This window comes from Mycobacterium sp. 134 (assembly GCF_048282715.1).
Classification (GTDB): Bacteria; Actinomycetota; Actinomycetes; order Mycobacteriales; family Mycobacteriaceae; genus Mycobacterium; species Mycobacterium septicum.
This window is the reverse complement of sequence record NZ_JBLVUN010000008.1, coordinates 6,331,676-6,345,002: the sequence shown is the minus strand read 5'-3', so window position 1 is coordinate 6,345,002 and position 13,327 is coordinate 6,331,676. Positions and strand designations below refer to the sequence as shown.

Below are 13,327 nucleotides of genomic sequence, written 5' to 3'. Positions count from 1 at the left end.
GGACTACGCGTAGCCGACCCACCCCCGGAAGTTGAACGCCAGGAAGAAGTCTGCGACGTTGGTGAAGCCGGCCTCCTCGAGGATGGTGCGGTCTTCCTCTGGTGACACGACGGGGATGCCGGATTCGATTGCAACACGAGCCTTCTGAGCATCCGCGGGAGCGATGCCCGTTGCGACGAGGTATGCCACATGCCGGTCTATCCAGGTCTGTCGTTCAGCCTCATCGCGGTGCGCAATGCTGAGATGCATCACGACGAACGGTGCCCCGGGCGTCAGTCGGCGCCGTACCTCGGTCGCTGTACGCAGTCGTTCGTCGGGTGTAAGGAAGTGCAGTGTCAGCAGACTGGTTGCGGCGTCGAAGAGGCCAAGCGGTGCGTCGTCGATGTATCCGTTGTGCATCGTCACCCGCGACGCGTTTGATCCGAGGGTCTGTACCGCGAGATCCAGCATCGCAGCCGACGGATCGACCGCATCGAAGGTCCACCCTGGGTGAGTTTCCGCGAGTGCCTTCGTCTCCAGTCCTCCGCCGGCCCCCAGCACCAGCAGCCTCGCGTCAGACGGAGCGCGTTCCTCGATGAGGACGCCGACCAGGCGGTGAATGTCGGCCAGGGCGGGCACCATCTGCCCGGCGCGCTTGGCGTACATGGCGACGTGGGCGGGATCGTCAAATGGGTTAGGTGGTGTGGTCACGCCACGAGGGTGGCCGCCTGGAGTCTGAGGTGGCAAGTGAACTTGCCATCTGGGCAATATGTACCGCAGTCACGGGTGCGAGCAGCGCGCACGACGTCGTCGCCGAACTTACTGAGCCGCGGCACCACACCTCAATGCGTTAGCGCAACGTCGACATCCACGCCTTGGTTCAATCATGCAACGACAACTTCGCCCGAACATCTGGACCAAACCACCGTTCAAAATCCTGGGCGGCGTCGGAATCTACTGCACCAGAATCAACGACTCACGACTGGGCAGGAACCGCCCCAGCACCGCATCAGGAGCAAGCAGCGGGTTCCGGCGAGTCGCTCGCACCGGTCCCTGTGCTGTGCCGGTCGATGTCTGAGCCGATCTGCCGGTTCGCGCGGCGGATCGCCCAGTACACGATCACGGACGCCGCGCCGAGCAGCGGATAGCCCATCGCGATCCGGGCAAACGCCAACCAGCCGCTGAAGCCACCGTCGTAAAGCCATTGCTGCACAACGAATCGCGCGGAGAACAACGCCACGAATGCCAGCGTGGCGACGTCGAACGCGCGCAGCGCCACGGTGTCGGCGCGCCATGCTCGATCGGGCCCGTCCCTACGCAGCAGGTTCCATATCACTCCGACCAAGGGGCGCCGCACCAAGAGGGATACGCAGAACACGGCCGCCATTGCCAGACTGAACCAGATTCCAGGCAGGAAGTAGTCTTCGGCGGAACCGGTGTAGTAGGCGATCAGCGCGGCGACGACGACCCCGAGCAGTCCTGATACCGCCGGCTGAATGGGCTGCTTACGCAACAGGCGGACTACGATCAGGCCGACGCTGAAGCCAATGGATATCACGACCGCCGCGTCCAGGCCCGCAATCGCGTTCGCGATGACGTAGGCAAGCGTGGGCAGGCTGGCGTACACCAGCCCGGACACCCCGCCCATGCGTTGGAGCAAGGTCGGTGAATTTCCTTGCTCCAGCTCGCCGGTCACGCCTTCCTTCCATCGCCGAGATGCTCGGCGAGGAAGCGGTCGACGGTCTTGTACATGTCGATCACGTTGTCCGGGTTGATGAATCCGTGCCCTTCGTCGTGTTTGATCATGTACTCCACCTTGACTCCGCGGTCGCGCAACGCCTCGACCAGATTGTCGGATTCGGCCTGCACCACGCGAACATCGTTGGCGCCCTGGATGACCAGCAGTGGCGTGCGGATCTGGTCGACCTTCGTGATCGGTGAACGCGACAGCATGTCGGCCAACTGGTCCGGGTCGTCGGGGTTTCCGACGAACAGGTGCCAGTTGTTGGCCAGGTGCGGGCGTGCGATCTCGGGCAGCGTCCGCATGAAGTTGCTCAGGTCGGAGATACCGACGTAATCGACTGCAGCGGCGAACACGTCGGGTGTGAAGGTGACGCCAACCAGCGTCGCGTAGCCGCCGTAGGAGCCGCCGAAGATGGCGATCCGCTTCGGATCCGCATACCCCTGCTCAACGGCCCAGTCGACGCTGTCGATCAGATCGTCGTGCATCTTGCCGGCGAACTCGCCGACCGCGGCCTTGGTGAAGGCTTTACCGAAGCCCGCCGACCCGCGGAAGTTGACTTGCAGCACCGCATATCCGCGGTTGGCGAGCAGCTGCACCGGCGGGGTGAACATCCAGCCGTCCCGCGTCCAGGGCCCGCCGTGCACCAGCAGCACCATCGGCAGATCCTTCGGTGGCACCCCGACCGGCAGGGTCAGATACCCGTGCAGATCCAGCCCGTCGCGCGAGCGGATGGTGACCGGCTCCATCGCCGCCAGGACCTCGGGATCCAGCTGCGGATGAGACCCGAACAGCAGCTGGCTCTCCCCGGTGTCGTGGTCGTAGAGGTAGGTCATCCCCGCTTCGCGGTCGTGGGTGAAGTTGACCACCCAGCGTCGGCCGGTCAGGTCGGAGCTCAGGGCGTTCACGTCGCCGTCGGAAAGCTTCTCCAGGTTCGCCAGCACCGCGGCGAAGTGCGGATCCAGCGGCTGAATCACCTGACGTTCCAACAGGTACCGCACCCCGAGCAGATCGCCGGTGCGCCGGTCCAGGATCAGCGGTTCGGCCAGCGTGGTGAATACGCTGGCCCGGGTGTCCACGTCGTAGACCGGATGGCTGTCGACGTGGGTCTGTTCGCCGGTGATGACGTCGACGCGCACGATGCGGGTCCGGTCGGTGCCGTCGTTGGAGCCGATCCAGATGCCGGTGCCGTCGGGGGTGACGGTGATCGGGTACAGCCCCATCGTGTAGTCACGGCCGTCGAAGGTGACGATGGAGCGCAGCGTCTCGGTCTGCGGCTCCCACTGCAACAGCTCCACGTCACCGTCGGCAGTCAGTGCGGTGGAGAACAATTCGCCGTTGCTGCTGGCCCGCCAGCCTGCTCCCTTGCCGGGGTTCTGCGCCACCATGGTGAGTTCACCGGTGGCGATGTCCAGCTCGTAGGCGTCCATCAGGGTCGGTGTGCGCTTGTTGGAGTACACCATCGCCTTGGCCGGATCGCCGAGCAGTTCGTGGGCGGCCATCGCTCCCGGGAACGGGGTCAGATCGACCGCACCGGACTCGGGGTCCTGCGGGTCGGCCCGGAAGACGTGCCAGTTCTCGTCGCCGCCGGTGTCCTGCAGGTAGAGCAGCCAGCGGGAGTCCCTGGTCCACTCGTAGTGAATGATGCTGCGGGTGCTGTCGGCGGTAACTCGCAGCGGCTCGCCGTCGAGGTCGTCCACGTCCTGGATCCAGATGTTGAGGCGGCCCCGCCAGGGTGCGAGGTAGGCGATACGGGTGCCGTCGGGTGAGATCGATGCCTGCGCGCGGGCGGGCGGCGCGAACAGATCGTCGACGGAGAGCAACTCAGGTGGTGGCATGCCTCCATCGCACACTCGGACGTAACGGCACAGTCAAGTCCCGGGCATGATGGACAGGTGGCGTGGAGTACTCGGGAGATCGCCGAGCTGGCCGGCACCAGTCTGCGAGCCGTCCGCCATTACCACCAGGTCGGCCTGCTCCCGGAGCCCGAACGCCGGTCAAATGGATACAAGCGGTACGGCGTGGCGCACCTGGTCCGTTTGGTCCGCATCAAACGGCTCGTCGACTTGGGGTTCTCGCTCCCGCAGATCGCGGCGATGGGTGACACCGACGAGCACCCCGAAAAGGCGTTGCGGGAACTGGACGCCGAGCTGGCGGCGACCATCGATAGGTTGCAACGGGCCCGCGAGGAGCTCGGCGAGCTGCTGGAGAACTCCGCGCCCACAGATCTGCCGCCCGAGTTCGCGCCAGGGGACGCCGTCGCCAAGATGACCGACGCGGATCGCAAGCTGGTGGTGGTCCTCAGCCGGGTGCTGGGTCCACGCGGCCGACAGGCCTATGCCGACCTGATCAGGGACACCCGCGAAGATCCGGCCGCATCGGAGCTGGACACGCTGTCCGCCGACGCCGACGAGGCGACCCGTCAGGACCTCGCCGAGCGGCTGGCGCCCTACATCTGGTCGGTCCGGCAGGCCCATCCCGGACTCACCGAGGCCCGCGCCGACGCGCCGCGCGGCGCGAACTTCGCCGAAAAGGCGATCGATGACGCGATGGCCGATCTGTACAACGCGGCGCAGCTGGACGTGCTGCGCCGAGCCGGTCAGATCGTGCGGCGGCTAGCCACCTAGGTGCGGCAGCGGCAGCGCGCGAGCCGGATGTGCGACTCGTTTACGAATCCAAGTCCGGCACAACCGAAATCTGGTCCACGCCTGTCTCATATCTCGCGAAACGAGATACCCCGCTTACAGAGGACGGCAGGTCCTGAGGTAGCTGAGGAACGAGGCCTGCAGGCCAGTCACGTGTGTTTCGTGCAGGATCTCGCTGGTGACCGCTTCGTTGCGTGCGGTGAGGCGGTGAAGGACGGTGGCCGTGGTTTTCGCGAGGCTTTGGTAGACGGCCAGGTCTCCGAGAAGCTCTCTCTCGTTGAGAGTTATGTGGAGCTTGGTGGCACGCCGGCCCTCGCCCATCGCGTCGAGCTGGGCGAAGATCTGACTGTCTTCACCGATCACGCCGGGGCTACCGGCTCCGATGCTCTCGAAGAGGGTGCTGCCGGTGAGCCAGGCGTAGAGACTGAAGAGTCCGCCGTAGGAGTAGCCGAAAAGGCCGTGACCGCTTGTGGCAGTGCCATAGTCGCGTTCGATCCGCGGGTGCAGTTCCGCGGTCAGGAAGCTCAGGAATACATCGGCGTGGGTGTTGCGTAGCTCGGCGAGGTAGGCGTCGGCTTCCTCGCGTGTTCTCAAGCCCGCTTGCAGTCCCATCTCCAGGGCATCGATCAGCTCCTTGGCGATGGGCTCGCCGGGTGGCACGAAGTCTCTGTTGCGCAGCCGGTCCCAGTCCTGTGCTTCCTCACCCGCGTACCCGACGCTGACTTGGATGTAGGGCTGGATCCGTTGCATGGGGTCCATCTGGGTGACGATGAGCGGAGCCGTCAGGCCCACGGCAAAGTTGCCGTCGAGCACGTACACGACGGGCGCCTGCGTCGAGGCGCGGTCGTAGCCCGGTGGGGTGGTAACCCAGACGCCGTAGGCGTGCCCGCCGCTGGAAAGCATCTCGAAATAGTCGGTGTCGGCGAAACAGCCTTGCCACATGGCGCTCATCAAAGGTCCTTCACAACTCGGCCGGCCTCGCAGCGCGGCCTTCTCGGCAGGTATTTTTCCATTGGAAAAGTCTTATCCAATGGATAAAGTGCGGGAGTGATCCTGTCAAGCGCGGAACGCAAAGGCGATGCACGCGAGCGTCTTCTGGCTCGGCTTCTCGACGTTTTCGGGGATGTCCTTCCCTCGCCGGAGGTTTCGCTGCGTGAGGTCGCCGCCCGGGCCGAGACCAGCCACGCCCTTCTGCGGTACCACTTCGGGTCGCTCCCGGGAGTCTTGGCGGCCATGCTCAAGGAGCAGCGATCTCGTGACAACGAGGTGCTTTTCAAGACCGCCCGGCACGGCTCCTTTGACGACCTCGTCCTGGCGATCTGGCGGGCCTACACCCGCCCGGAGCAGCTGTCGCGTGTCCGCGGCTTTTTCCACGTCGTAGGACTCGCCGCATACAGCCCAGGGGACTTTCGTGAGTTCATCGACTCGCTTGACGACCTGACCGTGATGCTGGCCTCGCTCGCAGAACGCGAAGGGCACAACGCCGAGGAGGCGCTGAACATGGCCATCATCGCCGTCGCCGCGATGCGTGGCCTGCTCCTGCGGGAGGTTCTGACTCCAGGCGGCCACTCGGAGGACGCCGTTGCCTTGATCCTGTCCATGAGCAAGGGGAGTAATTAGCCGCCCTTGGCCACCACTTCAGCACCTCGACGAAGCCGTTCCCGTAGTGTCCTCGCCGATGAGCGCCGGCCGTAGGAACACGACATGAGCCTGGCTACCATCGCCCAGGCGATCGGTGCCTTCGCCGTGACCAACATCGATGACATCGTCGTACTCGCGGTCTTCTTCGGTCAGGTGCCAGGCCATCGTGGGGCGGCGATCCGGGTGATCCTCGGTCAGTACCTCGGCTTCGGCGCAATTCTGGCAGTGTCGATCAGCGGCGCTCTACTTGGCGCCACACTGTTGCCGCCTGCCGTGCTTCCGTACTTCGGGCTGCTGCCAATCATGTTGGGGCTCAGAGCCGCCTGGGTTTCGTGGCGCCACAGTCGCGACACCGAAACTCCAGATGCCCAATTCGCGTCGCCACCTGCAGGACCGGGGGTGTGGCAGGTCGCGGGCGTCACCTTCGCCAACGGCGGAGACAACATCGGCGTCTATGTACCGATCTTCGCCGTGGCATCCATCGGCACTGTCAGCGCCTACGTCGTCGTGTTTCTCATCGGCGTCGCGGTCTGGTGCGCGGCCGGGCAATACTTCGCCTACCGCCCGATCATTGCCGAGGCGCTCTCACGCTGGGGCCACATCATCCTGCCCGTCGCACTCATCGTTATCGGGACGGTCATCCTCGTTGAAGGCGGTGCGTTCGGCCTCTCGATGTAGCGGGCGTACTTCGAACATGGCGATGATCTCCCCCTGCAAAATTTGCTGGGACCTGGCGGAATGCGGTGTTATCGTCACGGCGTGACCAGGTCCTGCCACGGCTATGAGCCGCTCGCCGGGATGCATGAAGCATCCGCGGCGAGTTTGTGGTGCGCGGGCACCGTCGACGCCAGAGGACTTGCCCGACAATTGGTCGAGCATGATGCCCTGGGGCATCTCGGGTGCGTCCGGTCGATGTGTCGACGACCTTCCACTCTGTCAATGGGTGCGGGCCGCGGCCGGAAACGCGAGACCGAACAACAATCTCACAAACTTCTCAACTTCGCTGTTGTCGCTGACAGGAACGTCGCCTGACGTTGCTGTAGTTCGCCACGCCTAATTATGCTGGTGTGCAACGGATTACGAAGAAGAAACCGCTCGACAATCACGTTGCCCGCAGCCCATGCTGTTAATGGCAACGCACCCGAATGACCGTGTGCAGAGCGGCGTGACAGGTGAAACATCTTTTCCCGCTGGCTCTTTGAAAACTGAACAATGTGGCATCCGCGCTCGTGGCGGAACTGGAAGACGCGCCCGCTCAGACCCGGGTGCCCAATACGGGCATGCAGGTTCAACTCCTGCCGAGCGCACCATCGATGCTCGAGCTTGTGGATTGCGGACTCGTACCGTACCGTGCCGTGAGCGGTGAGCGTCATTGAACGCGTCGTTGGTGAGATCAATTACCACTCTTGGCTTTTACTCGTCAGTTCCGAGTTCGAGTCCCGAGAGGCCTACTCAAGAGCCACATGCGCGCCGTTAGCTGAGTTGGGATAGCACCAGACTCTTAATCTGGGGACGGGGGATCGAAACCCCCACGGCGCACCGATATTCAAGCGGTTGAGGTGTAACGGGATTGCACGTCAGTCTTCCAAACCCCAGCAGTGGTCAGCCGATGCTGTTGGCGTTCGCCGGTGGTCCGCGGGGCCGGGAGGTCGGGATGACTGATGAGCAGGTCGTCGCCTCGACGTTGGCCTCCCTGAGACAGATCTATGGCGACAGCGTTCCGGGCCCGGTGAACCATCGGGTTACCCGGTGGGGTGCAGATCCGTATTCGTTGGGTCGTATTCCCATGTGGCGGTGGGAGCTTCCCAAGAGGATCACGATGCGATGGCGACTCCCGTCGGTGGGGTGGTGCACCTTGCTGGGGAAAGCAACCTGGAGCACCGACCCGGCGACGGTGAACGGGGCGTTGCTGTCGGGACATCGGGCTGCTGAGCGCGTCCTCGGAAGACCGATTGATCTGGGAGAACTGCTTCAGCACGTCCCTGACAGCTGAGCGGCTCGCGTGACCTGATGGCAGAGTGTCAACGATTTCGCCGAGTTCGTTACATAACGTAGCCCCGGCCTCGCCGGGGCGCGGCCTAAGGTCTGCGTTGTGCGCGACGGGAGCGCACCGCAAGAGCGTCAGTTCGTCTGTAGAGGTTGCTTCATGAGTGGTGTTTTAGAGCGGCTGCAAACTGCCATGTATATAACGCTCACGGCGGCGTTCTTGGGGTTGACACTCTCGGCCCTCGTCGCGGTCCTCATCGCTGCCGCGCCTCTCAAGCTCTTGGCCTTGATCGACAGACAAGCTTGATCTGCAACTCGTCAAGCCCCGTGGTTTCCGGCTTCTCATTGAGACCTTTACCGGCCGGGGTCGATCCTCACAACAACCGAATCATCGCCTTGTTCTGAGTCGCCGGTCCGCCGATACGCATGAAATTGATATGAGTCTTCGGCGGACGCCCTTATCGTCCGCAGAATGACGGTGTGACGGCGATGTCTGCTCCCTCCGGCGCCCAGCAACAACGGCAGTCGGCCGACGGGCAGTTGCCGGCGAAGCATCGTGCCGGACGAGCACTGATTCGAGTGCTGGGTGGTGCCGAGGAGCCGGCGGGCACAGGCCCGCGTCTCGCCCTATCCAGCGGTGACCGGGCCGAGACTGCCGAACAGGTGGGCGTGGTTCGCCTGGTTCGTCAGCAGGAACTGCAACAGGCCCGGTACTACCGCGGGATGCTGGAGGAGCAGCGGGCAGTGGTCGAAGAGGAACTGGCCCGAGACTGCGAGCTGCTCGTCCGGCATTTGGCCGACGATCGCAACCGACGCCGGATGCCTCGTCTCCGCGAAGCCATCAGGCTCAAACGCCGTGAGCAGTATCAGATTGACTGTTTGCTGGAGTCTTTGAGCGCGAGGTTCTTCTGGCCCCGGCCGAAGGAGTTGCCAGACCACCGTTTCGCCATCGAGATCCACCCCACGCGGCACGGCTACCGGGTTCGGGTCCCCGATCTCGATCTGGTTGTCAAAGTTGTCAGCCGTGCCGATGCCGAGATGTCGGCTCGCGAGCACATCGCCGTACACATGGGTACCGCCATCAGCCGCATTGCGGTAGGCGTCACCCCTGCTCACTGACCGTCTCGGCGCTGTCCTTCACGAACAATCCCGATTCTGTCCCGCTGCCCCAGGCATGAGACTCCTATGAGTTCAGTGACAACCTCCTATGCGCTCCGGACTATGGAGGTATGGCCCTGGCATCGGTTCCTCCTCACTCCCAGCAACCCCGCCAGGCCATCCTCGGACAGTTGCCGAAGATTCACCGCGCCGACGGGTCAGCTATCCGGGTGTTGCTGGTCGATGACGAGCCGGCGCTGACCAACCTGGTGAAGATGGCCCTGCACTATGAGGGTTGGGAAGTTGATGTGGCGCACAACGGCCATGATGCGGTAGCAAAGTTCGACGAGATCGAACCGGATGTGGTGGTGTTGGACATCATGCTGCCCGATATCGATGGGTTGCAGATCTTGCAGCGGATGCGTGAGGCCGATGGGTATACGCCGACGTTGTTTTTGACGGCCAGGGATTCGGTGCTGGATCGGGTGTCGGGTCTGACGGCGGGTGCTGATGACTACATGACCAAGCCGTTCAGTCTTGAGGAGTTGGTGGCGCGGTTGCGTGGGTTGTTGCGCCGGTCCAGTCACACCACGCCGCCGGCTGATGAGACCTTGAAGGTCGGGGACATGGTGCTCGATGGGGCCAGTCGTGAGGTCACGCGGGCTGGTGAGCCGATCAATCTCACGGTGACCGAGTTCGAGTTGTTGCGGTATCTGATGCGTAATCCGCGGCGGGCGTTGAGCCGGGCTGAGATCCTGGATCGGGTGTGGAATTACGGGTTCGGTGGGAAGTCGAGCATCGTGGATCTTTACATTTCGTATTTGCGCAAGAAGGTCGACACTGACCGTGAGCCGATGATCCACACTGTGCGCGGGGTGGGTTACATGCTGCGACCCGCGTCGTGATCGCGGGATCTCGCTGAGATCACCTTCCTGTCAAAACATTTGCTCATCTGCTGGTTGGCGGTATCTTTGCGCACCGTGTGAACCATGTTTGAATTGACTTGGCACTGTGGGGCGGAAGCTTACGATCCGTAATCGAAGGTTAATACCCTGGCGCAGTTTTCCCGGTGTTAACCTCCGAGAAACGCTGTGTCCCAATTGTTTAGGGGTTTACTTTCGAAGGGTGGTGACACCGCTTTTCGCGCGCTGCTAGGTTCCCCGGGAAGGTCATTTCCGGGATACTGAGAGGCGCTCCGCCGCACCATGCTGAAAAGTCTTGTCACACTGGCCGTTGCCTATTTGGTCGGTGCTACCGCGCCGCTTGCCGTCGCGAATCCAACGGGCGGGCAGCCCATTCCGGGTCCGGCGGCGCCTGATCAGCCGCCCGCTCCCGGCCTGGACGACGGCACTGTCGCCTCGGCCGAGCCGGGTGCCCTATCCACCCCCGAGGGGTGGATTCTCTCGGTCGCGGCCAAGGACGAGACGCAGCTGCCCGTAATGCCACTGACCACGGCGGTATCCTCGCGGGAGTATCTGGTGGGAGGCACCTTCACCGGAACAGTCAAAGGTTCCGGCAAGGCGCCACTGGCCGGTGGATCGCTGGAGGCCGGTTATCAGATCGGGTGCGGCATCAGCGCAGATGTGGTGGATGCCAGGTTCGGTGGCAGCATCACGCCGGCGTTGAGCTCGGTGGGCGTGCCCAGCGTCGGGGGCAACCTTTTCGCTCAGATCCGACCCACCCTGAAGCCGGGAACCGCCAACATTGTCCCGGTCACCAAGGTTGCTTACGAAGGCGATTCGGCCCGCGTGACGATCAACGCCCTTCGCGTCAAGATCGACAGCTGCGTCGGCCAGTCGTTCATTCGCTCCTACGCGACGTTCACCAGCTCCACCGCCGATACGCAGGATGTTGTCACGTACGTCGGCGTGACCAAGACGGTCTGAATTCCGGAGCTCAAAACCTCACTTGCCCAACTCATTCAGCTCCGAGAGGTATCAGCACCAATATGATCAAGACTGTCGCCGCACTCATTGCCGCCGGTGCGCTGGTGTCGCAGGCGCCACCGGCGATCGCCGCTCCCGAACCTGTCCCGCCCCATGAGCCCGGCCCAGCCATGGACACCGGGATGGTCGTGTCCGGGGAACCGGCGGTCGCCACCACACCAGACGGTTGGACGTTGACCCTGGCCGCCAAGGACGAAACCCAGCTGCCGATCCCCCCGCTGACGACCGCGCAGTCGTCGCGTGAATATCTGGCCGGAGCCACCTTTACCGGCCGCGTCACCGGCGGCGGCAGCGCCGCCCTGAAAGGGGGCACATTGGAGGCGGGCTACCAGATCGGTTGTGGCATCGAGCTGAGCGCAGTTCGGTTGACCGGGAGCCTCGGTCTGTCCTCGTCGGTGAGCCAGTCCGGCCTCGGCGGGCTCAGCGTGCCGATCCAAGGCAACGTAGAAGTCAGGCCCAAACCTGGCGAGGTCACCACTGTCTCGGTCACCAAGAAGGACTTCCGGGGCAAAGAATCTCGGGTCACCCTCAAAGACGTACACATCAAGATCGATGGTTGCGTCGGGCAATCTTTTCTACGTTCTTACGCGAAACTGACCAGCGTCGGCTCCGGAACCCAGGACATCGTCGCCTATTACGGCGTGACCAAGACGGTCTGACCCGGACCGAAATCGGTACGGGTCAGACGTCCGGTTCACATCTGCGGATACGTCGGGTATTCGATTCCCGACAGGTACTGCACCGTGCGCACCACCTGAGATGAGTAGCCGAACTCGTTGTCGTACCAGACATAGAGGATCACGTTGTCCTCGTCGACGATCGTCGCGTTCGCATCGATGATGCTCGCCGCGCGTGAGCCGATGAAGTCGCTGGACACGGCGTCGGTCGCGGCGGTGTAGTCGAGGTTGCGGCTCAACGGTCCCGACAGGGACGCCTGGCGCAGGTACTCCAGGACCTCTTCCTTGGTGGTCGGGCGGTGCAGTTGCATGTTGAGGATCGCCACCGAAACATCCGGCGTGGGAACGCGAATCGAGCTGCCGCTGATCTTGGCCTTCAGGTCAGGCATTGCCTTGGCGACCGCCGAGGCCGCACCCGTCTCGGTGAGCACCAGGTTGAACGGCGCGGACCGGCCACGGCGATCGGCCTTGTGGTAGTTGTCCAGCAGGTTCTGGTCGTTGGTGAACGAGTGCACGGTCTCGACGTGACAGCGCGCGATGCCGTACTCGTCGTCCACCGCCTTCAGCGGTGGAACGATCGCGTTGGTCGTACACGACGCGCACGAGAAGATCTGCTGCTCGAGATCGAGGCTGCGGTGGTTGACCCCGTGCACGATGTTCGGCACGTCGCCCTTGCCCGGCGCGGTCAGCAGGACCTTCGCGATACCGGGGCGCAGGTGCTTGGACAGGCCGTCGCGGTCGCGCCATTTGCCGGTGTTGTCGATCAGGATCGCGTTGTCGATGCCGTACTCGGTGTAGTCGACGGTCGACGGGTCGTCGCTGTGGATGAACTTGATGACATTGCCGTTGGCGATGAGGCTGTTGGTCTCGGTGTCGATCTTGATCGTGCCGTTGAATTGGCCGTGGACCGAGTCGCGGCGCAGCAGCGACGCCCGCTTGGCCAGGTCGCCGTCCCCGTTACTGCGGATCACCACCGCGCGCAGGTTCAGGCCGTTGCCGGAGCCGGCCTTCTCGATGAGCAGGCGCGCGACGAGCCGGCCGATCCGGCCGAACCCGTAGAGCACCACGTCTCGCGGGCCCTGCGGTTCGCTCTTGTTTTCCCCGGTCACGTCGCTGAGCACCTGCGCGGTGAACTTGGGTACGGACAACCCGGCATCGCTGGCGCGGTACGCCATGATCAGCAGGCCGAGGTCGATCTTCGACGGGCCAAGGTCCAGGTCCGCCAGGGCCTGCAGGAACGGGAAGGTCTCCTCGACCGACAGTTCGTCACCGCCGACCTGTCGGGCGAACCGGTGGGTCCGCAGGATTTTGATGACGGACTTGTTCACCAGCGACCGGCTGTGCAACAGGACCGTCACGCCCTTCGCCCGGTACAGGGTGCCGATGATCGGGATCATCGCCTCCGCGAGTGCTTCTTGGGCATTCCAATGGGCGAGTTCTGGCGAGTTCAAATCAAGCGTCCTGTGGGTCGTGTGGGCTGGCCCCTCGGGTGAGTAGCGCTTCGATGTTAACGATTGTCCGATCTCACAAAACGCCACGGTATGGCGGTGAGAATCTGCAGTGGCGCAGGTCACAGGTGGAATGATCGTTTCCGGAGGGGGCGGAAGGGGTTCT

The 13,327-nt window shown here is 63.5% G+C and carries 13 protein-coding genes and 2 tRNA genes; 10 read left to right on the top strand and 5 right to left on the bottom strand.

Annotation, left to right across the window (positions count from 1 at the left end):
* Positions 1-3: 3 nt before the first annotated feature.
* From ACNQVK_RS35175 to ACNQVK_RS35165, 3 genes are all read right to left on the bottom strand, one after another.
* The gene (locus ACNQVK_RS35175; protein WP_418033477.1) at positions 4-690 is read right to left on the bottom strand and encodes a class I SAM-dependent methyltransferase; all 687 of its coding nucleotides are present in this window, start codon (positions 688-690) and stop codon (positions 4-6) included.
* A 298-nt stretch (positions 691-988) separates the two neighbouring features.
* Entirely contained in the window at positions 989-1,675 is a 687-nt protein-coding gene (locus tag ACNQVK_RS35170; protein WP_418033476.1) for a DUF3159 domain-containing protein, read from the bottom strand.
* Positions 1,672-3,558: a S9 family peptidase gene (locus ACNQVK_RS35165; RefSeq protein WP_418033475.1), complete on the bottom strand. Its 1,887-nt coding sequence runs from the start codon at positions 3,556-3,558 to the stop codon at positions 1,672-1,674. Before ACNQVK_RS35165 ends, ACNQVK_RS35170 begins: the two co-directional genes overlap by 4 nt.
* 57 nt (positions 3,559-3,615) lie before the next feature.
* Between ACNQVK_RS35165 and ACNQVK_RS35160 the strand changes: the two genes are divergently transcribed.
* Positions 3,616-4,347 carry a MerR family transcriptional regulator gene (locus ACNQVK_RS35160; RefSeq protein WP_418033474.1) on the top strand — a complete coding sequence of 244 codons (732 nt, stop codon included), beginning with the start codon at positions 3,616-3,618 and terminating at the stop codon, positions 4,345-4,347.
* A gap of 114 nt (positions 4,348-4,461) precedes the next feature.
* Here ACNQVK_RS35160 and ACNQVK_RS35155 read toward each other — a convergent pair whose 3' ends face one another.
* Positions 4,462-5,316 carry an alpha/beta hydrolase gene (locus tag ACNQVK_RS35155; protein WP_418033473.1) on the bottom strand — a complete coding sequence of 285 codons (855 nt, stop codon included), beginning with the start codon at positions 5,314-5,316 and terminating at the stop codon, positions 4,462-4,464.
* Between the two features lie 96 nt (positions 5,317-5,412).
* Here ACNQVK_RS35155 and ACNQVK_RS35150 point away from each other — a divergent pair, with 96 nt between their 5' ends.
* From ACNQVK_RS35150 to ACNQVK_RS35110, 9 genes are all read left to right on the top strand, one after another.
* Positions 5,413-5,985 (top strand): TetR/AcrR family transcriptional regulator, encoded by a 573-nt coding sequence (locus ACNQVK_RS35150; RefSeq protein WP_418033472.1) that lies wholly within the window; start codon positions 5,413-5,415, stop codon positions 5,983-5,985.
* Between the two features lie 84 nt (positions 5,986-6,069).
* The gene (locus ACNQVK_RS35145; protein WP_418033471.1) at positions 6,070-6,684 is read left to right on the top strand and encodes a cadmium resistance transporter; all 615 of its coding nucleotides are present in this window, start codon (positions 6,070-6,072) and stop codon (positions 6,682-6,684) included.
* Between the two features lie 545 nt (positions 6,685-7,229).
* Positions 7,230-7,316 (top strand) — tRNA-OTHER (locus ACNQVK_RS35140).
* Positions 7,317-7,473: 157 nt separating this feature from the next.
* Positions 7,474-7,545, top strand: a tRNA-Lys gene (locus tag ACNQVK_RS35135).
* Between the two features lie 31 nt (positions 7,546-7,576).
* The gene (locus ACNQVK_RS35130; protein ID WP_418033470.1) at positions 7,577-7,999 is read left to right on the top strand and encodes an FAD-dependent oxidoreductase; all 423 of its coding nucleotides are present in this window, start codon (positions 7,577-7,579) and stop codon (positions 7,997-7,999) included.
* Between the two features lie 473 nt (positions 8,000-8,472).
* A complete protein-coding gene (locus tag ACNQVK_RS35125; RefSeq protein ID WP_418033469.1) occupies positions 8,473-9,111 on the top strand; it encodes a hypothetical protein in 639 nt (212 codons plus the stop codon).
* Between the two features lie 110 nt (positions 9,112-9,221).
* A complete protein-coding gene (locus ACNQVK_RS35120) occupies positions 9,222-9,995 on the top strand; it encodes a response regulator transcription factor (protein ID WP_418033468.1) in 774 nt (257 codons plus the stop codon).
* Between the two features lie 300 nt (positions 9,996-10,295).
* Positions 10,296-10,976 carry an MspA family porin gene (locus tag ACNQVK_RS35115; RefSeq protein ID WP_418033467.1) on the top strand — a complete coding sequence of 227 codons (681 nt, stop codon included), beginning with the start codon at positions 10,296-10,298 and terminating at the stop codon, positions 10,974-10,976.
* A gap of 62 nt (positions 10,977-11,038) precedes the next feature.
* A complete protein-coding gene (locus ACNQVK_RS35110) occupies positions 11,039-11,695 on the top strand; it encodes an MspA family porin (RefSeq protein ID WP_418033466.1) in 657 nt (218 codons plus the stop codon).
* A 35-nt stretch (positions 11,696-11,730) separates the two neighbouring features.
* Here the strand turns inward: ACNQVK_RS35110 and ACNQVK_RS35105 are convergent, their stop codons facing one another.
* Positions 11,731-13,164 (bottom strand): glyceraldehyde-3-phosphate dehydrogenase, encoded by a 1,434-nt coding sequence (locus ACNQVK_RS35105; protein ID WP_418034526.1) that lies wholly within the window; start codon positions 13,162-13,164, stop codon positions 11,731-11,733.
* Positions 13,165-13,327: the final 163 nt, after the last annotated feature.

Bases quoted from the DNA above. Each gene is read 5' to 3' on its own strand.
- ACNQVK_RS35120 (WP_418033468.1), top strand. From the start codon at position 9,222: ATGGCCCTGGCATCGGTTCCTCCTCACTCCCAGCAACCCCGCCAGGCC.
- ACNQVK_RS35165 (WP_418033475.1), bottom strand. From the start codon at position 3,558: ATGCCACCACCTGAGTTGCTCTCCGTCGACGATCTGTTCGCGCCGCCC.
- ACNQVK_RS35145 (WP_418033471.1), top strand. From the start codon at position 6,070: ATGAGCCTGGCTACCATCGCCCAGGCGATCGGTGCCTTCGCCGTGACC.
- ACNQVK_RS35115 (WP_418033467.1), top strand. From the start codon at position 10,296: ATGCTGAAAAGTCTTGTCACACTGGCCGTTGCCTATTTGGTCGGTGCT.
- ACNQVK_RS35110 (WP_418033466.1), top strand. From the start codon at position 11,039: ATGATCAAGACTGTCGCCGCACTCATTGCCGCCGGTGCGCTGGTGTCG.
- ACNQVK_RS35155 (WP_418033473.1), bottom strand. From the start codon at position 5,316: ATGAGCGCCATGTGGCAAGGCTGTTTCGCCGACACCGACTATTTCGAG.